The 24,290-nt window shown below is 70.7% G+C and carries 19 protein-coding genes; 8 read left to right on the top strand and 11 right to left on the bottom strand.

Features of this window, described 5'->3' with window-relative positions:
* The first annotated feature begins 10 nt into the window (after window positions 1-10).
* Window positions 11-1,048 carry a DegV family protein gene (locus tag ABN273_RS51630; RefSeq protein ID WP_349457069.1) on the top strand — a complete coding sequence of 346 codons (1,038 nt, stop codon included), beginning with the start codon at window positions 11-13 and terminating at the stop codon, window positions 1,046-1,048.
* A gap of 200 nt (window positions 1,049-1,248) precedes the next feature.
* Here the strand turns inward: ABN273_RS51630 and ABN273_RS51625 are convergent, their stop codons facing one another.
* A complete protein-coding gene (locus ABN273_RS51625) occupies window positions 1,249-1,911 on the bottom strand; it encodes a DUF4097 family beta strand repeat-containing protein (RefSeq protein WP_349457083.1) in 663 nt (220 codons plus the stop codon).
* 1,272 nt (window positions 1,912-3,183) lie between these two features.
* On the opposite strand from ABN273_RS51625, the gene ABN273_RS51620 reads away from it, so the two are divergent.
* The 3 genes from ABN273_RS51620 (at window position 3,184) to holA (ending at window position 7,565) form a co-directional block, all read left to right on the top strand.
* Entirely contained in the window at window positions 3,184-3,600 is a 417-nt protein-coding gene (locus ABN273_RS51620; protein WP_349457067.1) for a ComEA family DNA-binding protein, read from the top strand.
* Window positions 3,601-4,285: 685 nt separating this feature from the next.
* Window positions 4,286-6,367: a ComEC/Rec2 family competence protein gene (locus ABN273_RS51615; protein ID WP_349457066.1), complete on the top strand. Its 2,082-nt coding sequence runs from the start codon at window positions 4,286-4,288 to the stop codon at window positions 6,365-6,367.
* A gap of 226 nt (window positions 6,368-6,593) precedes the next feature.
* Window positions 6,594-7,565, top strand: a complete 972-nt coding sequence (gene holA / locus ABN273_RS51610; RefSeq protein ID WP_349457064.1) for a DNA polymerase III subunit delta — start codon at window positions 6,594-6,596, stop codon at window positions 7,563-7,565.
* Between the two features lie 280 nt (window positions 7,566-7,845).
* On the opposite strand, the gene ABN273_RS51605 is transcribed toward holA, so the two are convergent.
* On the bottom strand, window positions 7,846-8,976 hold the full coding sequence (locus ABN273_RS51605) for an epoxide hydrolase family protein (RefSeq protein ID WP_349457063.1): 1,131 nt from the start codon (window positions 8,974-8,976) through the stop codon (window positions 7,846-7,848).
* Window positions 8,977-9,124: 148 nt separating this feature from the next.
* Window positions 9,125-9,610 (bottom strand): MarR family winged helix-turn-helix transcriptional regulator, encoded by a 486-nt coding sequence (locus ABN273_RS51600; protein ID WP_349457062.1) that lies wholly within the window; start codon window positions 9,608-9,610, stop codon window positions 9,125-9,127.
* Between the two features lie 69 nt (window positions 9,611-9,679).
* Between ABN273_RS51600 and ABN273_RS51595 the strand changes: the two genes are divergently transcribed.
* The gene (locus ABN273_RS51595; RefSeq protein WP_349457061.1) at window positions 9,680-10,897 is read left to right on the top strand and encodes an MFS transporter; all 1,218 of its coding nucleotides are present in this window, start codon (window positions 9,680-9,682) and stop codon (window positions 10,895-10,897) included.
* Here ABN273_RS51595 and ABN273_RS51590 read toward each other — a convergent pair.
* The 6 genes from ABN273_RS51590 to ABN273_RS51565 all read right to left on the bottom strand — a co-directional run bounded on the left by ABN273_RS51590 (window position 10,890) and on the right by ABN273_RS51565 (window position 19,051).
* Window positions 10,890-11,582, bottom strand: coding sequence for an ABC transporter ATP-binding protein (locus tag ABN273_RS51590; RefSeq protein ID WP_349457060.1), 693 nt, complete (start codon window positions 11,580-11,582; stop codon window positions 10,890-10,892). The genes ABN273_RS51595 and ABN273_RS51590 overlap by 8 nt on opposite strands.
* Window positions 11,575-12,492, bottom strand: coding sequence for an ABC transporter ATP-binding protein (locus tag ABN273_RS51585; protein ID WP_349457059.1), 918 nt, complete (start codon window positions 12,490-12,492; stop codon window positions 11,575-11,577). Before ABN273_RS51585 ends, ABN273_RS51590 begins: the two co-directional genes overlap by 8 nt.
* Entirely contained in the window at window positions 12,489-15,056 is a 2,568-nt protein-coding gene (locus tag ABN273_RS51580; protein WP_349457057.1) for an FtsX-like permease family protein, read from the bottom strand. The genes ABN273_RS51585 and ABN273_RS51580 overlap by 4 nt, the downstream gene beginning before the upstream one ends.
* A complete protein-coding gene (locus ABN273_RS51575) occupies window positions 15,053-18,103 on the bottom strand; it encodes an ABC transporter permease (RefSeq protein WP_349457056.1) in 3,051 nt (1,016 codons plus the stop codon). Before ABN273_RS51575 ends, ABN273_RS51580 begins: the two co-directional genes overlap by 4 nt.
* Before the next feature lie 174 nt (window positions 18,104-18,277).
* Window positions 18,278-18,550 carry a 30S ribosomal protein S20 gene (rpsT, locus tag ABN273_RS51570; RefSeq protein ID WP_349457055.1) on the bottom strand — a complete coding sequence of 91 codons (273 nt, stop codon included), beginning with the start codon at window positions 18,548-18,550 and terminating at the stop codon, window positions 18,278-18,280.
* A gap of 108 nt (window positions 18,551-18,658) precedes the next feature.
* On the bottom strand, window positions 18,659-19,051 hold the full coding sequence (locus ABN273_RS51565) for a hypothetical protein (RefSeq protein WP_349457054.1): 393 nt from the start codon (window positions 19,049-19,051) through the stop codon (window positions 18,659-18,661).
* A gap of 337 nt (window positions 19,052-19,388) precedes the next feature.
* Here ABN273_RS51565 and ABN273_RS51560 point away from each other — a divergent pair, with 337 nt between their 5' ends.
* From ABN273_RS51560 to ABN273_RS51550, 3 genes are read left to right on the top strand one after another with little or no spacing between them, the layout of a single operon-like run.
* Window positions 19,389-19,664: a hypothetical protein gene (locus ABN273_RS51560; protein ID WP_349457053.1), complete on the top strand. Its 276-nt coding sequence runs from the start codon at window positions 19,389-19,391 to the stop codon at window positions 19,662-19,664.
* On the top strand, window positions 19,661-21,529 hold the full coding sequence (lepA, locus tag ABN273_RS51555) for a translation elongation factor 4 (protein ID WP_502911291.1): 1,869 nt from the start codon (window positions 19,661-19,663) through the stop codon (window positions 21,527-21,529). The genes ABN273_RS51560 and lepA overlap by 4 nt, the downstream gene beginning before the upstream one ends.
* 17 nt (window positions 21,530-21,546) lie before the next feature.
* Window positions 21,547-22,038, top strand: a complete 492-nt coding sequence (locus ABN273_RS51550; protein ID WP_349457051.1) for a GNAT family N-acetyltransferase — start codon at window positions 21,547-21,549, stop codon at window positions 22,036-22,038.
* Here ABN273_RS51550 and ABN273_RS51545 read toward each other — a convergent pair.
* A complete protein-coding gene (locus ABN273_RS51545; protein WP_349457050.1) occupies window positions 22,026-23,528 on the bottom strand; it encodes a DUF6297 family protein in 1,503 nt (500 codons plus the stop codon). The genes ABN273_RS51550 and ABN273_RS51545 overlap by 13 nt on opposite strands.
* Window positions 23,525-24,148, bottom strand: coding sequence for a heme ABC exporter ATP-binding protein CcmA (ccmA, locus tag ABN273_RS51540; protein WP_349457049.1), 624 nt, complete (start codon window positions 24,146-24,148; stop codon window positions 23,525-23,527). Before ccmA ends, ABN273_RS51545 begins: the two co-directional genes overlap by 4 nt.
* Between the last annotated feature and the right edge of the window lie 142 nt (window positions 24,149-24,290).

Below are 24,290 nucleotides of genomic sequence, written 5' to 3'. Positions count from 1 at the left end.
TCTGCCGCCTGTGCCGGGTGTCATGGTGGTGCCGGTACAGGTGATCGCCGGGGGTGTGTCGTACGACGAGCCCGCGTTCCGGATCGACGGCGCACCGTCGGACGGGCGCCCCGCGGGCGAGGCCGGGCCTTCGGGCCGGGTCCAGCCCACGGGCGGTGGGCCCGCCCGCGAGAGCTCTCCCCACAGCGACGCGCCCCACCACGAGAGGATCAGCACCGGGAGATCCGGCACCGAGAGCACTGGCGTCGAGAGGGCCGACAACGGGAGATCCGGCGCCCAGAGGGCCGACAACGGGAGATTCGGCAACGACGGGGTGCGTTCGGGCGGCGGCTACCGCCGCGATGCAGGCTCCTTCATCGGCGACCTCGCCTCCGCCAGCACCTCCCGCCCCTCGCCGGAAAGCTTCGCCTCCTGCTACTCCTCCCTGGCTGCCGCAGGCGCGACCGGGATCGTCTCGATCCACCTCTCCCGAGAGCTCTCGGGCACCGTCGAGTCCGCCCTGACGGCCGCCGCCCAGGCGCCCGTCCCGGTGGAAGTGATCGACAGCCGCTCGATCGCCATGGGCCTCGGCTACCCCGTCCTGGCCGCCGCCCGCGCCGCCGCGAACGGCGCCTCCCTGGAGGCGGTGACATCGGCCGCCCGCCGCTGTATGGAAACCACCCAGACGTTCTTCTACGTCGACACCCTCGACCACCTGCGGCGCGGCGGCCGCATCGGCACCGCCGCCTCCCTGGTGGGCTCGGCCCTCATGATCAAGCCATTGCTGCACATCGTGGACGGCCACATCTCACTCCTGGAAAAGGTCCGCACGTCGTCACGCGCCATCGCCCGCCTGGAGGACCTGGCCGTCCGTGCGGCGGGAGAGGGGCCTGTGGAGGTGGCCGTGCAGCACTTGGAAGCAAGGGAACGGGCCGAGGCGCTGGCAGAGCGCCTGCCAAAGCGGCTGGCCGGTCTGGTGGAGCTGCGGGTGGTGGAACTCGGAGCGGTGATCGGCGCCCACGTGGGCCCCGGCACGCTCGGCCTCACGATCACGTCGTGCGACCTTTAGCTCCCTGATGTTCAGGGGCGCGCATGGACCTCAGCATTTGAGGTTCAGCGTCGCGCATGGACCTTCAGCGGCAGGTGAATCCGAACGGAATCCGGCGTGAGTGCGATCGGAACAGAGAAACGCAGCGTGCTCGCTGACCTGCGTAAATCGCGTTAACACCGGATTCCGTGCCAAATGTCTATGACCCCCGAGGCCGCGGGTCACAGACTGCGGGCGGTGATGTCGCCGTTGGAGGTGGTGGCGTGGATGTCGAGTTCGGCGGTGCCGTCGTTCTTGAGGGCGTTGGTGATGCGGCCGTGACTGGTGCCGGCGTCCAGGGCGGCCGAGACCCCGCTGGCGGCGGCGATCGAGATGTCGCCGGACTGGGTGCGGAGCACGACCGTGCCGCCGGTGGCCTCGGCGATCCGGATGTCGCCCCGTTCGGTGCTGATCTGCGCGGGGCCGCCCAGCCGGCCGACCTCGACGTCGCCGTCGGTCGCGGTGAGGCGGAGGCTCGCGGCCTCGTCGAGCTTGATCTGGCGGTACGCGCCTTCGAAGACGACGTCGCCGAGGCGGCCGACGGTCCGGAGTTCGGCGCTGGCCGCCTTGGCCTCGACGCGGGAGCCGGCGGGCAGCTCGACCGTCACCTCGATGGATCCAGACGGGCCGAGGTACTGGTTCTTCACCGAAGTCTCGATCCGCAGGACGCCGTCGGCGTATTCGACCGTGGTCTGCTCCGCTGCCTTCACGTCGCGGCTCTTCGAGGCGTTCGCGGGCCGGACCTCGACCGCGGTGTCGGCCCGGTCGGCGGCGATGAACTGGACGCGTCCCGCGGGGATCTCCAGGACGGCGGAGATCGGGGCGGGGGTGTCGAACTTCTGCATCATGTGCTCCTTGTGCTGCGTTGTTTCGATCTTGCGAGACCCGTCCTGGCGTGGCACGAGGCTCGGGGGTTGAGTTTCGGCGCGGCCCAGTTAGCAGCCCCGAGGCCGCATCGCTGAACCGTTCATGGCATCCACCATCGCCGACCGCGCTGATACCGGGCTGTCGCCGTCCTGACGCCGCCCCTGACATACGGCGGGAAGTAGCCGATCACCGTCTTGATCCCTCGCCGACGCAGGAAGTCGCTGTTGCCGGGGAGAGTGAGGCCCTGTGGCCAGCACGTGTGAGGGCCGCACGCGCGGACGGCCCAGGCAACGCTGGACGATCCGCACCCGCTCCAGCACCCGCGGCACGTATGGGCTGTCAGCGTGCTGACCGCGATCGTCAAGCGAGCGAGACGGTCCCCTTGAACGGCCGGTCGGCGGGCGGGGACGTTCCCGGCGCTCCACGTCGCCCATGTAACCGCAGGTCACTGACAGGTTCGTTGGATTTCCGCGAGTGCTACCGGGACCCTTGCAGGCGGACGGCCCGTACCCCTCGGCTGGGATCCCAGGTCGGTTGTCCACAGCCCTCTCGCTCGTCGCCTGCCCCATCCCCAGAACCCGGTTCGGGACCTCGACGATGGCCGCTGAGGACCTACGTTCACTGCCGTGCGAACCCCCGACCCCACGGCAGAGCGGACCATAGCCGAGTCCCGGCTACGGTCGATCAACGCGCCTTCCCGCCGCTCCCGCCACCCTCTCGGCCAGCGCGCTCGTGGCGCGAGCGAGCCGGCCGAGGGCCGGGCGAAAGGCCACGACGTTCCACCTGAGCCTCGGGGGAGAGGCCGCCAGACTGGACGGCCCCCGTACACCTCCCAGGAGGGTCGCGGCCAGGCTGGACGGTCTCAGGACGGAAGCCGTTGGGGCGTCGTTGCTGGCTCAGATGTCGCCGTGAACACATCGCATGCGAGGCATGGGCGGGACGACGCCAGCTCGCCCACATCCCACGAAAGCCGCGAACGGCGCCCAAACGCTTCAACCTCATCTCACCGAAAGAGCGGCAGGCCTGCCCCCATGCCACCCTCCTTTCCGGCATTCCGCGCAGCCATCGCCGCCCAGGCTCCAGCCCTCGACCCAGGCAAGCCCGGCCTCCGGGTCCTGCTGGCCGTGGGCGCGCTGGCCGCAGCCATCGCCGCTTTCTTCCTCTGGCGATCCCAGCCCTCACCAGAGCCCTTGCCGCCCCCCACTCCGATTGCCGCACACACCACCCCATCGCCGACATCTCCGGCCAAAGTGACTGTCCATGTCACCGGCAAGATCCACAAACCCGGCGTCTACCAACTGCCTTCAGGCTCCCGCGTCACGGACGCCGTGACGGCAGCAGGGGGCGTGTCACGCGGTGCCTCCACCGGCTCGCTCAACCTCGCCAGACGCCTGATCGACGGCGAGCAGATAGTCGTAGGCGGCGCCGCCGGCCAGGCGGCCCCCGGTTCGCCCATCACGGACCCGGCCGCCTCCGCCGTCCTCGACCTCAACTCCGCCACGACGGACCAGCTCGAACAACTTCCAGGAGTAGGGGAGGTCCTGGCAGCCCGCATCGCCGAGTTCCGCAACTCCCACGGCGGCTTCGCCACGGTCGAGCAGCTACGCGAAGTGAGCGGAATAGGCCCACGAAAGTTTGACGAGCTCAAGGCAAGGGTCCGCGTCTGACATGGCCACCACCCGTCCAGCGCGTACGAGCCTGCACAACGACAACACTCCATTCGACGGCGGCCGGGCTGACGACGGGAACGACACGAATACCGGGGCAACCGGCAACGCCCAGCGCAGCGGTAGGCGTGAGCAGGCCTGGCCCCTCATCCTCCCCGCGCTGGCCGCTTGGGCGAGTGCCCTGACCCTGCTCGGTTGCTCCGCGCGTACAGGCCTGATCGTCGCCATCTCCGCAGCCCTGGCTGCCACGGCCGTAGCCTGGCGCGCCCGGCCCGTACTGTGGCGCGCCCAGTCCGTGGCGTGGCGAAGGAGGAGTGACACCGACCGACCCGGACGGAAACCGCGCATCCCAGCCCCTCGGACGTGGCGACGACCTTGGCCCGCACCTCTCGAACACCTCGACCAGATCGACCAGATCGACCAGACCGACCAGCACACAAGCCCACCACCCCGATGGGTGGCACGACGACCAGCTCACCCGGCTGCGTGGCGCAACATCACCATCGCCACGCTCATCTGCGCTGCCGCAGCCTCGGCGTCGGTCGCCTTCCGAGTCCACGCCTTGACCACCGGCCCAGCAGCTGACTTGGCCAAGAAGAACACCTCCGTAAAGGCCCAGATCGCCCTAACAGATGACCCCAAACGGAGACAGAACAGAAGCGGCCACTTCAACCAAGAGAGCTACGTGACCCCAGCCACCCTGGAGCTCATCCACACAGCCGGTACCCGGCAGACCGTCAACGTCCCCATCACCGTCTTCGCCAACGGACACGACTGGAGCACCTTTCTCCCCAGCCAGCGCCTCGAAGTCACCGGCCGCCTGGCCGAGCCGAGTCCGGGCGACCTCGTCGCCGCCATCCTCCTGGTGCAAGGCTCACCCCGAGTCCTGACACCCCCGTCCGGCATCCAGACGGTGGCGGGCGCCCTCAGAGCGGGCCTGCGAGGCGCCGCCGACGCCCTCCCCGCCGACCAGCGAGGCCTTCTGCCGGGCTTGGTCGTCGGTGACGTCTCACGCATGGACCCTCAGGTGGCATCCGACCTCAAGGAGGCCGGCCTGAGCCACTTGAACGCCGTAAGCGGTGCAAACCTGGCAATCGTGGCAGGCGCCGCGCTCGCCCTCTCTCGCGTCCTCGGCCTCTCCCTCCCCCTGAGAGCTGTCTTAGCCGCCATCGCGATGCTCGCGTTCGCCGTGGTCGCCCGTCCATCCCCGAGCGTTCTACGCGCCCTCCTCATGGGCCTGGCTGCCGTCATCGCGCTGGGCACAGGCCGCTCGAAGGACGGCCTGGCGGCCCTGTCCGCAACGGTCCTCCTCCTGGTGCTGTTCGCTCCCGACTTGGCCCGCTCGTACGGCTTCGCCCTCTCGGTAGCGGCCACCGCCGGAATCCTCATCCTCGCCCCACGCTGGCGCGACCGCCTGTCATCCCCGAGAAACGAGGGCGGTTCGCAGCAGGACTGTGGTCAGGCCCGGGAACGCGAAGGTCATCGGTGTCACGAGGGTGATGTGTCATCGGATGGCGGCGGTGCCAAGGTGCCGTGCCGGCGGTTGCCGCGTTGGATGGCCGAGGCTGTTGCCGTGCCGGTGGCCGCTCAGGTGGCCGTGACGCCTGTACTCGTGCTGATGTCGGGGCAACTGACCCCCGTCGCGGTGGTCGCCAACCTGCTCGTGGCTCCGGCGGTGGCGCCTGCGACGTTGCTCGGATTCGGTGCCGCTCTGGTGGCGCCCGTATGGCCCGAGGGCGCCAGGCTTCTGGTGATTCCGGCCGGTTACGCGGTCGGGTGGATCGTTACGGTGGCCCGTTGGGCGGTCAATCTGCCTTTCGCCACTGTGCCGTGGCCTGGTGGACTTCCAGGATTGGGGCTGCTCCTGGTCGCGGTGGCGGTCGCGATCCCGATCCTGCGGCGGCGGGCCTGGCGGGCGGTGGCCCTGACCGTGGCCGGTGCTGCCTTGACGGCGGTGCTGGTGATCCGGCCCATCGCCGGTTCGTGGCCGCCCAAGGGATGGCTGATGGTGATGTGCGATGTCGGTCAGGGGGACGGTCTTGTGGTGGCGGCGGGACCGGGGCGAGGCGTCGTGGTCGACACCGGCCCCGATCCGATCGCCATGGATCGGTGCCTGCGCAGGATCGGCGTTGACGACGTGCCCCTGCTCGTCCTCACCCACCCGCATGCCGATCACGTGGACGGCCTCCCGGGCGTGCTCAGGAACCGGCGTGTCGGAGCCGTGGTCGTCAGCCCGCAACGGACAGGCACTCGATCCAGCGCTCACATTTCGGCCATGCTGGCACACCAGCACATACCGGAGTGGACGGCCTCGCCGGGCACTCGCTGGCGATTCGGCCCGTCCGAGCTGACCGTGCTCGCCCCTGATCTCGCCCAGACCGAGATGAACGGGCATGGTGAGGGCAGTGCGATCAACAACTCCAGCGTGGTCGTCCACGTGCGCTGGCGGTCCGGCTCCATCCTGCTGAGCGGCGACCTGGAGACGGAGGCCCAGGAGGAGCTGTTGCGACGGGTCTCGGTGCGGGCTGACATCCTCAAGACCCCGCACCACGGATCGAACAGGCAGTCCCCGGACTTCCTGTCTGCCGTCGGCGCGCGGGCCGCGTTGATCAGCGTGGGGGCCGACAATGACTACGGCCACCCGGCCCTGTCCACTCTGACCCTCCTGCGTCGCCTCGGGGCCAGCATCTACCGGACCGACAAGTCAGGCGACCTGGCCGTCGTGGAGCGGGAAGGGGAGATGGCGGTGGTTTCGCGTGGCCTGTAGATCCCTTTTGTGAGGGGGAAGGGAGGTGGCAGTGGTTTCGCCTGGGCCCGTAGATCCCATGCCGTCAGGCCATGCCAACCACCATAGGCGTGACCTGGGCATTGTCCCTGTCCCTGGGACTACCAGGATGTCTCGAACGAAGCCGTCCCAAGCTGTGGTTCGTCGATGGTGCTCCAAGAGGCCTTCGAGTACCAGGTTGTCGGTGGCGCATGGCATGCTGCCTGACATGGCGGGAACCGATCCAGCACCTGTGACTCTGGTCCTCGGCGATGAGGAGCTGCTGGCCGAGCGGGCGGTGAGTGGTGTCGTCGCGGCGGCCCGGTCCGTTGAGCCGGAGGCCGACGTGCATGACCTCGTCGGCGGGAAGGTCGGGATCGGGGAGCTGACGCAGCTGACTTCGCCGTCGCTCTTCGGCGATCGGTCGGTGGTGGTGATCCGTTCGGCGCAGGATCTGGCGAAGGACGTCATCGCCGAGGTCGTCGCCTACGCCAAGCAGCCCTCAGGCGACACCGTGCTCGTTCTGGCGCACCCGGGCGGGGTGAAGGGGAAGGCGCTGGTCGACGGGGTGAAGAAGGCCGGGGCCAAGGTGGTCACGGTCAACAAGGTCACCAAGGCAGGGGAGCGGCTGGACTTCATCAAGGGCGAGTTCAAGCGGGCCGGGCGCGGCATTTCCGGTGACGCGGCGCAGGCGCTGCTCGACGCCGTGGGCAATGACCTGCGGGAGCTGGCGGCGGCGTGCAGTCAGCTGGCGTTCGACACGGAGGACAAGACGATCGGCGCGGCCGCCGTGGCTCGCTACCACAAGGGCCGGGCCGAGGTGACCGGCTTCAACGTGGCCGACTCCGCTGTCGAGGGGCGCCTGGCTGACGCTCTGGAGCAGTTGCGGTGGGCGCTTGGCACCGGGGTCGCTCCGGTCTTGCTGGTGAGTGCGCTCGCCGGTGGTCTGCGGTCGCTCGCCAAGGTCGGCAGCGCGCCCCGCAACCTCCGGGGCGGGCAGTTGGCCAGCCATGTCGGCATGCCGCCGTGGAAGGTGGATCGGGTCAAGCGGCAGCTGAACGGATGGGGGCCCGAGGGGCTGTCCAAGGCCATCCAGGCCGTGGCCAGTGCGGATGAGCAGGTCAAGGGTGGGGGAGCGGACCCGGCCTACGCGTTGGAGCACACGGTGCAGGTCATCGTCGCCTGCCGCACAGGGCGGTAGCGGGCAGCCCATCCCTCGACGCGCTGTGGTGTGGTGTGCATGAGCGTCGAGGTGCGGCGCCACGGCGTTGGTGGAGGTGGCGGGTTCCGATGTGGCGCGCCTGAGTGACGATGGCGATGGCGGTATTCGGTGTGGGTGCCCGAATGTCGGCGGCGGTTTTCGGTGTGGCGCTCCCGGGTGTCGGCGGCGGTGGTGGTGGTGAGGCCGAAGGCGCGCGCTTCGGCGCTGCCCGGGCTTCGGGGATGGGGGCGGTGGGGCGAGGGTGCACCTTGGGTGAGGGTCAGGCGGTGTGGCGGAGGGAGCGGAAGAACGTTGTCAGCTCCTCCTGCATCAGCTCCGGTTCCTCCAGCGCAAGGAAATGTCCGCCGCGTCCGGGTTCGTTCCAGTGGCGGAGGTCGGTGCAGGATCGTTCGGCGATCGAGCGCGGGATGCCGGACATCGACGGCTCGTGGCTGAGGGTGATGGCCGCCGGCACCGTGATCGGTGGGCGAGGGGTGTTGTGCTCCCAGTCGTAGTACTGCCTGAACGAGGTGCCGATCGAGCCGGTCGCCCAGTACAGCGTCAGGATCGTGAGCAGCGTGTCGCGGTCGAAGCGGGACTCCACGTCGCCGTGGCAGTCGCTCCAATCCCGATATTTGTCGACTATCCACGCAGCCAGTCCCGCGGGTGAGTCGAGCAGGGCGGCGGCGATGGTGTCGGGCCGTGTCCCCATGATGGCGCTGTAGCCGCCGTCGAGCTCGTCGTACGCCTCCTCCGCAGCCATGAACGCCTGCTCCTCCGCCGACATCGGCGGCTCCTCCAGCGAGGCGGGGAACGGTGGATGGATCAAGTGGATCCCGGCCACCTCCGCGGGATGGAGCGCAGCGAGCCACTGGATGGCCGCGCCGCCGATGTCGCCGCCGAAGGCGGCATACCGCTCGTACCCGAGGGTGTCGGTCATCAGCGTGTGCAGCGTACGCGCCATCGCGGCCCGCGTGAGCGGCTCAGCCGGCAGGTCGGAGTAGAGGAAGCCCGGCATGGACGGGATCACGACGTCGAACGCGTCGGCCGGGTCGCCGCCGTGGCGGGCGGGATCGGCCAGGCGCGCCGCCAGGGGGAGCATCTCGAGGAAGCTGCTCGGCCATCCATGGCAGAGGAGGATGGGCATGGGCGCGGGGCCGGCCCCCGGGATCCGTACGAAATGCAGGCCCTGCTCCCGGTAGTGCGGCAGCGCGTTGAGCTCGGCCTCCCGGGCGCGGTAGTCGAACCCTTCCGCCCAGTACGCCACGAGTTCCCGCAGGTACGCGGGGTCGGCTCCGGCCTGCCACGGCTGCGCGCCGCTGCGGTCCGCGAACCTGGTCGCCCGCAGGCGGGCCCGCAGGTCGTCCAGCACGTCGCCGGGCACCTCGATGCGGAAGGGGGATTGGGCCACGTATTGCCTCCGATCATCGGAATCCTGGACTGGCTTACCACCGGCGGCATGCCTCACTCAATCGGATTACCTGCGCGGATCACGAGGCGCGGTCTTGGGGGAGGGATGAACGGCTGGAAGGTGTTCATGCGACCACGAGCCGTCGAGGTCAGTGGCCGGTTTCCGTCTTGACCAGGAGTTGTTTGAGTAGGCCGTCCAGGACGGCCCGGTCCGCGGGCGAGAGGGCGTTCACCATGTCGGCTTCCACCTCCGCCCTGATCGTCATCGCGTCCATCCAGATGTCGTGGCCCTTGGCGGTGAGCTCGACGTCCACCCGTCGGCGGTCCTCCGTGCTGCGCACCCGCCGTACCAGGCCCGATCGCTCCAGGGTGTCCAGCCGGCCCGTCATCCCGGCAGGGGAGAGCAGGAGGTCGGCGGCCAGCTCGGACGGGGTGGCCGAGCCGTCGCGTGCCACGAGCCGGTGCAGCGTCTCGAACTCGAAGTCCTGCATCCCCACCTCCTTCAGCGCCGCCTCCTTGGTGTGGGCCAGGTGCTTTACGAGGACCTGCAGCCGCGTCACGATCGCCTCCACCCGCTCATCGAACGGGGCCTTGCCGCGCCAGCGGGCCAGGTGGCGATCGACCGAGTCCTCCATGCAACGGATCATACGGGCCGCAAGTACTTTGTTGACGAAACATTCGTTGGCGAAATACTCTACTGTCCCGTGATCAAGCGACTTTTGATCGGGCGATGCCTGTCCGCGCTCGCCACCGCGCTCATCCCCACCACCCTGACACTCGCGGTCCTGCGGGCGACCGGGGACGGCGGTGCGCTGGGCATCGTGCTGGCGAGCGAGATGGTGCCGCTCCTGCTGTTCCTGCCCGTGGGCGGGGTGCTGGCCGACCGGATCCGGCCTGAACGGGTCGCGCTGCTCGCCGACCTGACCCGGTGCCTGTCGCAGGCCGCCATCGCCGCTGAGCTGCTGCTCGGCGTGTACCGGCTCCTCGACCTGGCGGTGCTGTCAGCCGTGGCGGGGGTCGCCATCGCGTTCGGCAGCCCGGCCGTGCCGAGGCTGGTGGTCGCGGTGGTGCCCGGCGAGGACAGGTTGCGGATGAACGCGCGTATCGGCGTGGCCACCAGCCTGTCCGCGGTCATCGCTCCGGCGCTGGCGGGGACGGTCACGCTGGCCGCCGGTCCCGGCTGGGCGGCCGCGCTCACGGCGGTGCTGTTCGCCTGTTCGGCGCTCACTCTCGGCGGGATCAGCACGCCCGCGGCGCCTCATGTCAAAAGAGGCTCCTCGTTCGGCAGGGATGTGGTCGAGGGGTGGCGGGAGGTCAGGGCCCGTCGATGGTTCCTGGCCTCCTGCCTCGGGCATGGCGTGTGGCATTTCATGGCCGGGTTGTTCCTGACGCTCGGCCCGGTGACGGCCGTGCGGGAGCTGGGTGGCGAGGTGAGCTGGACGGTGATCGTGCAGAGCGGCACGGTCGGCTTGGTCCTGGGCGTGTTCGCCGCTCCTCGGCTGCCCATTCGCAGGCCGCTGATGGTGGTCCAGGCCGGTGCCGCGTGCTACTTGCTGCCCATGGTGGCCCTGGCCGTGACGGCGCCCGCCGCGGTGATGGCGGGTGCGTACTTCGTGGCGATGTTCGGGCTGGGGCTGCTCAGCCCGCTGTGGGAGACGGTGGTGGCCAATGAGATCCCGGAGCGGGCGCTGGGGCGGGTGCGCTCGTTCGACCAGCTCATCTCGTTCGCGTCGCGGCCGTTCGGGCTGGCGGCGGCGGCGCCGCTGGCCGACGTCACCGGGGTGACGGCGCTGGCCCTGACCGGTGGCGTGCTGGTGGCCGCCGCGAATCTCGCCGTGATCCTCCCGCCGGTGAGGCAACCCGGCGAAGAAGGCCGGGGGGAAGCCGAAACCGCGAGGCCGCGCAGCAGCGGCGTCAAGTGAGCGCCGCCTCCTGCACGACGCCGTCGCTGATCTCCAGCACCCGGTCGGCCAGCGTGATCAGGCTGGGATCGTGGGTGGCCACCAGGGCGGTGACCCCCTCACTCCGTACGAGCGCCCGCAGCAGCTCCATGATCTGCCGCCCGGTCTGCGAGTCCAGCTGCCCCGTGGGCTCGTCGGCCACCAGCAGCCGGGGCCGGTTCGCCAGCGACCGCGCGATGGCCACCCGCTGCCGCTGCCCTCCGGACAACTCGTACGGCCGCTGGTTGGCATGCTGCTCCAGCCCCACCAGAGCCAGCAACAGACGTATGCGATCCTCCCGCTCCGCCACCGGCATCCGCAGCAGCCGCATCGGCACGCCGACGTTCTCCGCCGCCGACAGCACCGGGATCAGACCGAACGACTGGAACACGAACCCCACCACGTCCCGGCGCAAGGCCAGCAGGGCGTCCTCGGACATGGCGGTGACCTCGTGCCCGGCGACCACCACCCGCCCGGCGTCCGGTTTGTCCAGGCCGCCGATCTGGTTGAGCAGGGTCGTCTTCCCGGACCCGGACCGCCCGCGGACGGCGACGAGCTCCCCCGGGAACACCGAGAAGGACACGTCCTGCAGCGCCACGACCTCCTTGGGCCCGCTCCGGTAGACCTTGTGCAGCCCTTCCACCACGACCAGCGGCGAATCAGTCATCAGAGGGCTCCTCCCGGGCCGGCCACACGCCGATATGGTCGGATTCGAGCTCGAGGCGTACCCGCCGCTCCATCTTGAGGGCGTTCATGAAGTCGCGCGGCAGCTGCAGCCGCCCCACCCGGTCCAGCACCGCGTACTCCTCGGCGACGATCTCACCCTCGGCGCCCTCGCGCCGCAGCGTCTCGCTGCTGGTCCGCCCGTCGCGAATGCCCACGGTACGGTCCACCTGCTCCGCCACCAGCGGGTCGTGCGTCACGACGACCACGGTCACCCCCAACTCCCTGTTGGCCTTCCGTAGCGCGTCGAAGACCTGCTCCGACGTCTCGCTGTCCAGCTCACCGGTGGGTTCGTCGGCCAGGATGAGCTGCGGGGAGTTGGCGAGCGCGACGGCGATGGCCACCCGCTGCTGCTCCCCGCCCGACATTTCGGGAATCTTGCGGCTGGCGCAGTATCCGACCCCGAGCAGCTCCAGCAGCTCGAGCGCCCGCCCCCCGCGCCGCCCGGCCAGCTTCATCGGCAGCTCGACGTTCTCGCGGGCGGAGAGGTACGGCAGCAGGTTCCGCGCGGTCTGCTGCCAGATGAAGCCCACCACGGACCGCCGGTACCGCAGCCGGTCGCGCGCGTTCATCGACAGCAGGTCCATCCCCGCCACCCGCGCCACCCCGGCCGTCGGCACGTCCAGCCCGGACAGCACGTTGAGCAGCGTCGACTTGCCCGACCCCGAGGCGCCGACGATGGCCACCAGCTCGCCCTTGTCGATCACCAGGTCGAGCCCCTGCAGGGCGACGACCTCGACGCCCTCGGTCTTGTAGATGCGCACCAGGTTGTCGCACACGATGTGCGCGTCGCCGCCGAACGCGGCCTTCTCCCGGGTGGCCCTGGCTTCCAGCTCGGACAGGGTCGGGTTCATGTCAGGTCCCCCACTCGCAGGACGGCGCCGAGGTTGCGGCGGCGGCTGATGGCGGTGTGCGCGTACGCGCCGAGCACGGCGACGGCGGCGAGCCCGGCCGCCAGCGCGACAGGTGTGAACAGGTCGAGCGAGTAGTCGCCGACGGGCAGGTCACCCGCGTACGACGACAGGTCCACGCCGGGCCCAAGCGCGAACGGCAGGAAGAGGCCCAGGCCGAGCCCGACCGATGCGGTGAGGAGGATCATGGGCAGGATCTCCAGCACGGTCAGCCGCTGCGCCTGACGGTCCGACAGCCCGAGGGTACGCAGGAACGACACCGTCCTGGCCCGCTCAGCGGCGCCGACGACCAGCGACAGCACGACCGCGACCAGCGCGTACGAGCCGAGCGCCACCGTCACCACGACCAGCGCCCAGCGCACGGCACTGGTGAGCGGATCGTCCCTGATGGCGCTCAACGCCCGCTCCTGCGACTCCACGGTCGCCGACGGGACCAGCCGCGCCAGCGCATCAAGGGACACGTCGCCCTTGATCAGCAACGTGTTCACGGCCAGCCGGGTCAGCACGCTCAGGGGCACGACCATGAACTTTCCCTTGGTGTAGAACCCGGGCACCGAGGAGATCACGCCTCGGGTGGTGAGCTTGACCCGCGACTGCCACCCGATCTCGAACGTCCCCCGCCCCCGCAGTTCTGGAGAGACCAGGGCGCCATCGGCCAGAGCGGGCAGGCTCACGGGAGCACCATCCAGGATCCGGCGCCACTGCGCCATGTCCACCGCGATGGTCTCCGCCCGTTCCGCGCCGTACCCGACCTGTACTCGCCCGGTCTGCGCGATCACCACCTGCTCCACCCCGGCGAGCCCGCGCACCTGAGAGATCGTGGCGGCCGGGATCTCGATGTCCGACGTCAGCTTGACCGGCGCGCCCACCTGCTGCCAGGACGCCAGCCGCTGCGTGCTCGCGATCCCGTCGGAGATCACCGCCGCGAACACCGACACACCCAACGCGGGCAGCAGGATCAGCACCGGCAGCACGCTGGCGGAGCGCGCCCTGGCCGCCCTGGTCAGCCCCAGGAACGGCACGGCCGCCCGCCCGCGCGCGGCCAGCCGTACGAACAGCCGCAAGGGGTACGGATAGCAGCGCAAGGTGATCAGCGCGGCCGCCAGCGTCAGCCCGACCGGCACCAGGAGCAGGAACGGATCGCCGCCCGCCAGCCCGCGGGCCCGCAGCAGGTACGCCCCCACCAGCGCGAGCGCCACGACCAGCACCTCCAGCGTGACCCGGCGGGCCGAGGTCCGGCTGGCGGCCACGTCGTCGCGGCGCTCGTGCAGCGGGGTCCGATGCGTGCGGGCCACCCGGGCGGCGGTGAACCCCACGGCGACCAGGACCACGACGGCCGGTCCCAGGTGCACGACCGGCAGCACGGGGCCGGGCACCAGGAAGGACAGCCCGTACCCGGCCAGGCCGGCGGGCACCACCGCGACCCCGGCCACCGCGGCCGCGGCCCCGGCCACCTGGCGCAACGATCCGCCGCGCGCCCGGGCCATGGTCAAGGTGTGATCGAGGCGGTCGGTCAGCAGCAGCACGACCAGTGCGATCACGCCGAGCGCCACCGCCAGCAGCCCGCCGAGCACCAGGTACATCACGGTCTGCGCGGTGGCCAGCGCGGCGAGGAAGTCGCCGAGCAGCTTGTGCAGCCCGGTGTCCAGGTGGTACGGGCTGCCCGTGGACTGCAGCGCGGCCACCCGCCCGAACTCGGCGACCGCCGCGTCGATGTAGGGCGCGGCCAGCGCGCTCGCTCCCCGGGCGTCGATCGGCAGGATCCAGTGGTAGGACAGGTTACGACCCTTGCTGCTGAGCGCGGTCAGCCCCTCGTCGGAGATGAGGCTCGTGATGTGCTTCTCGAAGTCCAGCGCGCCCGGTGGCTGGATCTTGGTCACCTGCAGGATGTCGAGGTTGTGGCTCCAGTAGCGATCTCCCGGATTCCTGGCCTGGAAGGAGCCGACGATCTTCACGGCGACGTAGTCGTTCTCGCCGAGCATCTTCGTCTGGCCCACCCGGAGGTCCATCTCGCGCAGGGCGTCCGCCACGATGCCCACCTCGAACACCGGGATCGTCGCGCCCTCGTACCGCATGGTCGAGGGCCTGCCGGGCGCCCGCCCCTGGACCCAGTCCACGCGCTGGGCCGCGTCCGAGAGCCAGCCCAGGTTGATGTGCGTCTGGCCACCGGTCCCGGTGACGGGCGTGAGGGTGGTCTTGGCGCTCATGTGGCCGGCGGCGGTCATCAGCGGGCGCAGCGTCGCCGGCAGGATCTCGCGCCAGCGCCGGTCGCGGAGGTCGAACTGTCCGCGTTCGTGCAGGTCCTCCTCCGGCGAGCGGGACTCCACGCTCACCGTCAGGTCGGCCTGCCACGCGGGCGCGGCGGCCAGCGAGCGGCGCAGCGCCTCGTCGAAAGACGCCTGCGTCGCCCTGGGCAGGCCCGCGACCAGCAGGCTGGCGCTCAGCGCCAGCACGAAGAGCACGGCCAGCGTGCCCAGGTGTACGCGAGTGAGCAGGGCGATCCTCACCGTTCCTCCACGAGTTGCCCGTGGTGCCCGCGCAAACGGCGGGCCAGCCCGGCCACGATGGCGAACAGCACGGCCGCCACCAGCGCCAGCATCGCGACGGTGGCGCCCCACGGGATGTCGAGCACCACGCCCGGCGTGACCGCCGAGGCCTGCCCGGTCAGCACGATGTGCGGCACCACCAGCACGCCGACGGCCACGGCGAGCCCGGTGCCCGCGGCCAGCGACAACCCGATGACGAACGCCTGCTCGATCGCCAGCAGTCCGAACACCTGCCTCGAGCTCACCCCGAGCGCCCGCAGGATCGCGAACTCGCCCAGGCGCTCCCGCGCCGCGACGGTCGCGTTCACCAGGAACCCGAGGGCCGCGAACACCAGCGCCGCCATGAACCCGAGCATCAGCGCCCCCTGCAGCCCGCTGGCCAGAGGGTCGTCCTGCAGCTCGGCCGCCAGCTGCCGCTGGTCGAGCGCGCTCACGTCCCACTCGGGCCGGGCCTTGAGCGCCTTCACCGCGGGCGCGGTGTCGTCGGCCGCGAGCCACCATTCGGTGGCGGGCCTGGGCAGCTGCGCCGCGGCGAGCTCGTACGCCTGCAGCGTCCCCCAGTCCGCGAGCACGGCCTGCTGCCCCGCGGCGGTCGTCGGCATGCTGTCCACGACGGCCACCACCTTGATCTGGAGCACCTTGCGGTCGATGCTGGCCGGTCCGGCCTGCCCGGCGGCCAGCTTGAGCGAGGCGGCCAGATCGGCGGTGAGCACCACGGGCAGCGGGCCCGGCCGCGCCGGCATGAAGGCGCCGGCCGTGGACCGCGCCACCTTCATGGACAGCGGCGGGGCCGCCAGCTCGCGTCCGTCGGCGTCGAGGCCGGTCAGGGTCAGGTTCGCGGTGCCCTGCGGCGAGCTCGCGACGAGGCCGCGCAGCGACAGCGGGTACGTGATCTTCCCGGTGCGCCCGGCCAGCGCCCGGAGGTCGAGGCCGATCCGGTTCTCGCCCTTCCGCAGCACGCCGAGCGGCATGTCACGCCACACGCCCAGCGCGTCGGAGAGCACCAGCCGCACCGCGACGTCCGCGTCCGCCTCGGCCCGGAGCGTGAGCGTGGCCGGCCGGCCAGGGATGTCCAGCTTGCCCGCCTGCTCTCCCACCAGCGCGCGTGCCATCTCGCCGACCGGCTGTGAAGACAGGTCAGGCCGCAGGTGGAACAGCGTGCCGAGCTTGGTCGCGTCCACGCCGAGCAGCAGCGCGCTCTCCCCGCTCACCTCGGTCTGCCCACGAAAGCCCGGCGAGTACGCCGTGACGCCCGGCAGCGCCGTGAACGCCGTCCCGCGTCCGAGCGCCCCCAGCTCAGGTCCGTCCGGCGGCCCCGACAGCCGCAGATCGGCCCCGGCCTGATGGCGGGCCTGGTCGAGCTGCGAGGCCCGCCAGGTGGCGGCGGTGGCCATGGACACGATGCCGATCGCGATGGCCATGGTCAGCAGCAGGGCGGGGCCGGCGTACTTGAGCGGCCGCCTGCTCACCTGCCACGCCCCGAGCGCGGGCGCGAGCGTGGGCCGCCTGGAGGTCAGCCGCTCGGCCAGCTTCGAGATGCGCGGCACCAGCCGCAGCCCCAGCATGCCGCCCGCGAGCAGGGCCAGTGCGGGCCCGGAGATGATCAGCGGGTCGATGCCGAGCGCGCCGGCGGCCGTCGCGGTGACCGGCGCGCCGTAGTGCTGGAGCTGCCAGATCGCCAGCCCCGCCACCACCAGCAGCGCCAGGTCGGCGCCCGCCCGCTCGATCAGCCCGCGCCCGCCGCCGCGGCCGCGCGCCGACTGCTCCTCCACGTACGTGCGCCGCGCGCCCGCCAGCGCCGGCAGCACCAGCAGCACAGCCGCGGCCAGGGCCACGCCGAACGACACGAGGAACGTGCCCAGATCGGGGGAGGGCGCCAGCCGCACGCCCGAGGCCTTGATCCACGGCAACTGGTTGACCAGCGCGAGCAGCGGCGGGCCCAGGAACGGCGCGGCGACCGCGCACGGCAGCGCCACCAGCAGCGCTTCGCCTCCCGCCAGCGCCGCCAGCCGCACCGTGCCCGCGCCGCGCGAGCGCAGCAGCGCCACCTCCATGCGCCGGTGGTCGGCGAGCAGCCGCGCGGTGAGCATCAGCGCGTACGCGGCCAGCAGCAGGAGCTGCAGCACCGGGATGAGCATCGTGGAGCGTGCCACCAGGGACGCGGTGTCGAGCTGGGTGAGCATCTCGGGCAGCCGGCTGGCGGCCACACAACTGCCGCAGCCGTCGGCCTTCAGCCGCGCGCCCACCTGGTCGATCGCGCCGGCCAGGGGGCGGAGCTGGGCGGGCGTCAGGGTGCGCAGGTCGGGTACGGCGGTCCAGGTGGCGTTGACGTTCGTGGCGAAGCGGGCGACGAACGTCTGGCGCGGCACCATCAGCGGCCCGTACGTGGTGAACTCGCCGCGCTCCACCCCCCGGCTGAGCAGCTGCTCGCCCGCCCATCGCTCGCCGAACGGGTCGTTGAGCTGGAACACGCCCACGATGCGCACCTTGACCGGGCGCGGGTCCAGGCGGCCCTTCGTGGTGAACTGCTGACCCGCCTTGAACCCGGTCGCCGAGGCCGCCGACAGCGAGATCGCGGCCTCCACCCGGTCTCCGGCATCGCGCGGCCAGGCGCCGGAGACGAGCCTGGCGTGCCGGTCGAGGCCGTCGTAGCTGCCGAACCTGAGCAGCTCAGGCCGCTCCTGGCCGTCCTGGCCGGGCATGACGTAGGAGTCGGAGCGGAAGCTGGTGGTGACGGCGGGCGGCTCGGTGTACGCCTTGCCGAGCTCGGCGTGTACGGACCGGTCGAACTTCGGGAACGTCTCCGCTGTGACGGGGGTGCTGACGGTGGCGGCGATCTGGCGGTACGAGGCCGTCTCCATCGTCCTGCGGACACCGGCGTCGGCGATGGAGGAGGCGTACATGGTCAGCGCCACCAGCGTGGTGGTGGCCAGCAGGATCGAGCCGAACGCGGCCAGGAGGAGCAACGGCTCACTGAACGCCCGCTTGACGACCAGCGGCCCCCGCATGCATCCCCCTTAGCCCGTTTAGTGCACCTTCAGGCAGATGCCGGAGCAGGGGCAAGGTGATCTTTGCAACGGTGACGCACCCGATACGGGCGTGTGATATCGAAACTGTGACAAAAGGGCGCGTAACGAAAACGCCGCACCCCCGAAGGGAGTGCGGCGTCGCTATGCCAGCGTTTACTTGGCGGCGGCCAGCGCCGCGGCCTGCTTGGCGATCGCGGACTTGCGGTTGGCGGCCTGGTTCTTGTGAATGACGCCCTTGCTGACGGCCTTGTCGAGCTGGCGGGCGGCGGCCTGCTGCAGCGCGACGGCCTGCGCGACGTCGCCCTGCTCGGCGGCCTCGCGGAACTTGCGGACAGCCGTCTTCAGGGAGGACTTGACCGCCTTGTTGCGCAGACGAGCCTTCTCGTTCTGCTTGTTGCGCTTGATCTGGGACTTGATGTTCGCCACGAAGAAGCCTCGGTGAAAGTCTGAAGTGATGGATGGGCGCGCGGGCTCGAGAGAGGGCGCGCCACACGCAGTTGAACAGGTTACCAATAACTCAGGTGGCTGCTCAAATCAACGCCAGCGCGTCATGTACTCCTGCCAATCCTCCTCCGTGGCGGCGAAGTCCACGTAGAGGGCCAGGCCGAAGCGCTCGCGGCGGCCGTGCGCCGATAACGCGAGCCTAGCGCCCTCCGCGGACATGGCGACGCTCTCGGCGCCGTCGGCCCAGGCGACGCCGTGATCGTGGTAGGCGGGGGCGCCCATGAGCAGCAACTTGCCCTCGGGGACCAGGTCCAGGGCCAGTTCGGCCTGGCGGGCCACGTAACCGCCGTAGAGGGACTGCAGGGGCGTGAACGAGTCGTAGGTCATGACGGCGATCTGGTCCACGCGGTCGACGACCTGCTTGAAGTAGCTCTCGGACCAGTACTTGTCGTGGGCCAGGACGGCCCTGGCGGTCAGGCGCATTCCCGGGGTACGGCTCGATCTGCGGGGTGGAGGTGGACAGCAGCTTCGTGTGCTGCCGGGTCTTGTCGAGGAGTCCGAGGAACTCGGTGTCGCCGTCGCCGATCGGCTCGAAGTTGTAGTGGATGCCGTCGTAGCCCTGCTTCATGATGGCGGCGACTCCGGCCAGGACGTTTGCGCGGGACTTGGGGTCGTCCAGGTCGAGGCCGTTCTTGACGGTCTGGCCGAGCCAGGCGGAGACGCGGACCGTGGGGAGCTGCTCATGCATCCACTTCACGAAATTTCCGGCGCTGGGGTATTTGGCGGGATTTAGTGTGCCGTCCCAGTCGAAAGGGCCCGAGTGTACGTACACGTCCTTGATGCCTGTGGTGCGCAGGCGTACCGCCAGTTGCTCGACGTCACGCTCCGTACGGCGGCCGTCCACCCACATGTGGCCCAGCCACAGGGCGTCGTTGCCCGTGCTCTTCGCCCAGGCCGCCGGGGCACCGGTAAACTGGAGTCGGAGCGCGGCGGCGAGGAGGCCGACCAGCGCGACGACGATGGCCAAGGCAAGCGCGAGCACGCGCAGGCCGCGGCGGATGACGGTTCGGGCAGTCACCCGGGCATGTCACCATGAAAGACTGCTTGACCTCAACCCTGTCGAAACGGACTTCGGTGCGCACTCAGCCTGGCCAGACCGACCCCGCGTTGATCCGCAACTTCTGCATCATCGCGCATATCGACCATGGCAAGTCGACCCTTGCCGACCGGATGCTCCAGATCACCGGCGTGGTCGACGACCGTTCCATGCGCGCGCAATACCTCGACAGGATGGACATCGAGCGCGAGCGGGGCATCACGATCAAGTCGCAGGCCGTGCGGCTGCCGTGGGACGGCCACGTGCTCAACATGATCGACACGCCCGGCCACGTCGACTTCACGTACGAGGTGTCCAGGTCGCTGCAGGCGTGCGAGGGCGCCGTCCTGCTGGTCGACGCGGCCCAGGGCATCGAGGCGCAGACGCTGGCCAACCTCTACCTGGCCATGAACGCCGACCTGCACATCATCCCCGTGCTCAACAAGATCGACCTGCCGGCCGCGCAGCCGGAGAAGTTCGCCGAGGAGCTGGCGGGGCTGATCGGCTGTGACCCGTCCGACGTGCTCAAGGTGTCGGGCAAGACCGGCGAGGGCGTGCGCGAGCTGCTCGACCACGTGGTCAAGACGGTGCCCGCCCCGGTGGGCGAGGCCGACGCGGCCGCCCGCGCACTGATCTTCGACTCGGTGTACGACACATACCGCGGCGTCGTCACGTACGTGCGGGTCATCGACGGCCACCTGGGCAAGCGCGAGCGCATCCTCATGATGTCCACCAGCGCCACCCACGAGACGCTGGAGATCGGCGTCATCTCGCCCGAGCCGAAGCCCGCCGACCTCGGCCTGGGCGTCGGCGAGGTGGGCTACCTCATCACGGGCGTCAAGGACGTGCGCCAGTCGCGCGTGGGTGACACCGTCACCTCGGCGGCCAAGCCCGCCGGCGAGATGCTGGCCGGCTACGAGCACCCGAAGCCGATGGTGTTCTCCGGGCTCTACCCGATCGACGGCGACGAATACCCCGAGCTGCGCGAGGCGCTCGACAAGCTGCAGCTCAACGACGCGGCGCTGATCTACGAGCCGGAGACGTCGGCGGCGCTCGGGTTCGGGTTCCGGGTCGGGTTCCTGGGGCTGCTGCACATGGAGATCGTGCGGGAGCGGCTGGAGCGCGAGTTCGGCCTGTCGCTGATCTCCACCGCGCCCAACGTGGTCTACCGCGTGGTCATGGAGGACGGCAAGGAGCTGACCGTCACCAACCCGTCGGAGTTCCCCACGGGTGGGAAGATCGCCACGGTGTACGAGCCGGTCACCAAGTCGACGATCCTGGCGCCGGCCGAGTTCATCGGGGCGATCATGGAGATCTGCCAGGGGCGGCGCGGGCAGCTGCTCGGCATGGACTACCTGTCGGAGGACCGGGTCGAGATCCGCTACACGCTGCCGCTCGGCGAGATCATCTTCGACTTCTTCGACCAGCTCAAGTCGCGCACCCGTGGCTACGCCTCGCTCGACTACGAGCCGGCCGGCGAGCAGGAGGCCGACCTGGTCAAGGTCGACATCCTGCTGCAGGGCGAGGCGGTCGACGCGTTCAGCGCCATCGTCCACAAGGACAAGGCCTACACGTACGGCGTCGACATGGCGAAGAAGCTGCGCGAGCTGATCCCCAGGCAGCAGTTCGAGGTGCCGATCCAGGCCGCCATCGGGGCCCGGGTCATCGCCCGCGAGAACATCCGCGCCATCCGCAAGGACGTCCTGGCCAAGTGCTACGGCGGTGACATCTCCCGTAAGCGCAAGCTGCTGGAGAAGCAGAAGGAAGGCAAGAAGCGGATGAAGATGGTCGGGCGCGTGGAGGTCCCCCAGGAGGCCTTCGTCGCGGCGCTGGCCACCGACTCCAGCTCCGACAAGAAGAAATGACCGCCTAGTCTGAAACCATGGAAGTGGTGCAGACGGCGCGATTGGTGCTTTCTCGGGTCACACCCGACGATCTAGCCGCTGTCCACGAGATCCACTCCGACCCGCGGACGAACGTCTACAACCCCGCCGGCCCGACCCCTGACCTGGAGTCGAGCCGGGCCATGCTGGATCTGTGGCTGGCCGACTGGGACGAGCGCGGGCTCGGCTACTGGGCGGTGCGGGCGACGGGGGAGCCGGAGGTGCTCGGGTTCGGGGGGCTGCGCCATGCCCTCCTGGACGGGGAGCACGTGCTGAACCTCTACTACCGGTTCCGGCCGTCCGCTTGGGGACACGGGTACGCGGGTGAGCTCGTGGAGGCGGCGCTACGGATCGGGAAGGGCCTCGGGACGGTCGTGGCGGTGATCCGCGACATCAACGAGCCGTCGCACCGGGTGGCCGAGCGTGCGGGCATGCGCAAGGACCGGACGATCCCGTACGGGGGCGTGCCGAGCGACGTCTACATGGCCTGACCCGCTCCTCTGCGCCACACGTACCCCACGAGCGTCAGCACCCCGAACACGCCCTGAGCCGCCAGGAACCCACCCGGCGCGCCGGACGGGGACAGCACGGCCGCGATGGCAGGCAGGCAGCCGAGCACGGCCAGATCCGCCCCGGTGGCGGCCCAGAGCAGCGGCCCGGTCGGGATCGCGCCGCCCGGGGTGTCGATGACCGGCATGGCATGGTCGACCGGGCCGCGCCTGGCCATCCGCAGCGCACCGGCGGCTATCGCGGGGGCGGCCAGCGGCCCGAACAGCCACCAGACCCCGGAGAACGCGCTCACGCCGCCCAGCGCCAGGCCCGCCCACGCGCCGGCCAGCGCCAGGCCCGCCCACACGCCGCTCAACAGCATGGGCAGCAGCGCACGGGCCGCGAGCGCCTGGCGGTGCCCCACGCCGATGATCCTGGCCAGGGCCGGGTTGTCGCTGTCCCGGCGCGCCCCTGACACGCTCGCCGCCGCCACGGCCAGCGCCCCCGCCAGCACGGCCGCCTCCAACGCCACCGGACCCGCGCCCGCCCGGGCCAGTACGGCAGGCAACGCGGCCGCCCCGAACATGATCGCCAGCCGCCCGGGCCGGCGAGCCAGCCGCCGCCAGTCCTGCCAGGCCAGCGCGAGCGGCGCGGGCAAAGACGGCCACCGCCGAGAGTTGAGCGTCCTGGCCCGCCAGTGGTTGTCCTCGGCGATCCAGGTGAGCGCGCCGGGGTCGAGCCCCACGGCGGCGTTCGCCAGGTGACCGGCGCGGGTGGAGGAGGCCAGGAGGGTGCGGGTGGGGATCCGGCCGAGCGACGTCCACGCCAGCCGTACCAGCAGCCCGGACACCACGGCGGCCGCGGAGGCGGCCGCGGCGACCGCAGGGAGGGGCGCGCTCGCGGCGACGGCCAGCACCGTACGGGCCTGACCGGTCACCGCCACCACCGCCAGCACCAGCAGCGCGACCATCGCGGCCGTCAGCCAGACCTGCCACGACTGGGACGCCTGGCCGAGCACCGCCAGCGCCATCCCGCCCACGGTCGCCGACACTCCCAGGGCCAGCGCGCCGAGCAGCCGCCAGACGAGCTGATCGGGCGCGCCCAGCACCGCCAGCAGCCCCAGCCCGAGCGCCAGGCCCGCCACCACCGCGACCATGATCAGCACCCGGCCGGTGCGTGCGAGCAGGCGCCGCCGGTTCAACGGCGAGAGCAGGAGCCAGGACGCGTCGGCGGCGGGCAGCAGCACGGGCCCCGCCGCCCGGGCCGCGGCCAGGAAACCGGCCACTGCCAGCGTGACCAGCGCCGCACCCGCGCCCATGCGCACGGGATCGACGGGTCCGCCCAGGCCGGTGATCATGGTGGACAACGGCCGGCCGAGCACCGCGATGAGCATCACCAGGCCGAAGACGGAGGTGTACCGATCGAGGAGGCTGGCGGGGGTTCGGCGGCGCGAACGGAGGTATGCCCGCACATTTCCCTCTGCCCCGCTCACGCGGCCACCCCTGAGGGCGAGACCTGGCGGGCGCGGGCGGCCAGGCCCTGGTCGTGGGTGGCCATGACCACCGTGCCGCCCTCATCCGCGTACCCGACGAGCAGGTCGGCCAGCCGGGCCCGGAAATCGGTGTCCAGCCCGCGTTCCGGCTCGTCCAGCAGCAGCAACGTGCTGGGCCTGAGCAGTGTGGCGGCCAAGGCGAGGCGTTGGCGCTGGCCGGTGGACAGGTTCAGCGGCGCCGAGTCGGCACGCTCCACCAGCGCGAACACCTCCAGCGCCGCCTCGACCGTCATGCGGGCCTGGGCGTGCACGGCTCCCATCAGCTCCAGGTGCTCGCGGGTGGTGAGCCCCGGATACCAGGCGGGCTCCTCGCCCAGCAGCGCGACCTGGCGCCAGAACGCGGCATCGTCGGCAGGCGGCTCCCCGAACACCCGCACCTCGCCCGAGGTGGCGGGCTGGAGCCCGGCCAGGCAGCGCAGCAGGGTGGACTTGCCGGACCCGTTCGGGCCGACCACGGCCACGATCTCGCCCGTGGACACGGTCAGCTCCATGTCCCGCAGCACGGGGTTGCCGCCAAGCTCGACCGTGAGGTCGCGAACACTGATGATCGAGTCGTACACCGTTCGAGAGTAGCCACCGGCACGGGCAGTCGCGTGCCCGGTTGATCACAAGAAATTTCTGTCGGTGCCATCGCCTACCTTCTGTTCCGAACACCAGTGCGACTGGAGGGTGACGTGACTGCTTCTGAGCGATTTGAGCGTG

The sequence above is a fragment of the Nonomuraea sp. B19D2 genome, from assembly GCF_040137845.1.
Classification (GTDB): Bacteria; Actinomycetota; Actinomycetes; order Streptosporangiales; family Streptosporangiaceae; genus Nonomuraea.
The sequence above is the reverse complement of the archived record's forward strand: the minus strand, read 5'-3'. Positions and strand labels throughout refer to the sequence as shown.

Excerpts from the sequence above, each read along its gene's own strand:
- ABN273_RS51625 (WP_349457083.1), bottom strand. The coding sequence starts at position 1,911 with ATGCAGAAGTTCGACACCCCCGCCCCGATCTCCGCCGTCCTGGAGATC.
- holA (WP_349457064.1), top strand. The coding sequence starts at position 6,594 with ATGGCGGGAACCGATCCAGCACCTGTGACTCTGGTCCTCGGCGATGAG.
- ABN273_RS51600 (WP_349457062.1), bottom strand. The coding sequence starts at position 9,610 with ATGGAGGACTCGGTCGATCGCCACCTGGCCCGCTGGCGCGGCAAGGCC.
- ABN273_RS51590 (WP_349457060.1), bottom strand. The coding sequence starts at position 11,582 with ATGACTGATTCGCCGCTGGTCGTGGTGGAAGGGCTGCACAAGGTCTAC.
- ABN273_RS51585 (WP_349457059.1), bottom strand. The coding sequence starts at position 12,492 with ATGAACCCGACCCTGTCCGAGCTGGAAGCCAGGGCCACCCGGGAGAAG.
- ABN273_RS51575 (WP_349457056.1), bottom strand. The coding sequence starts at position 18,103 with ATGCGGGGGCCGCTGGTCGTCAAGCGGGCGTTCAGTGAGCCGTTGCTC.
- ABN273_RS51565 (WP_349457054.1), bottom strand. The coding sequence starts at position 19,051 with ATGCGCCTGACCGCCAGGGCCGTCCTGGCCCACGACAAGTACTGGTCC.
- lepA (WP_502911291.1), top strand. The coding sequence starts at position 19,661 with ATGAAAGACTGCTTGACCTCAACCCTGTCGAAACGGACTTCGGTGCGC.
- ABN273_RS51550 (WP_349457051.1), top strand. The coding sequence starts at position 21,547 with ATGGAAGTGGTGCAGACGGCGCGATTGGTGCTTTCTCGGGTCACACCC.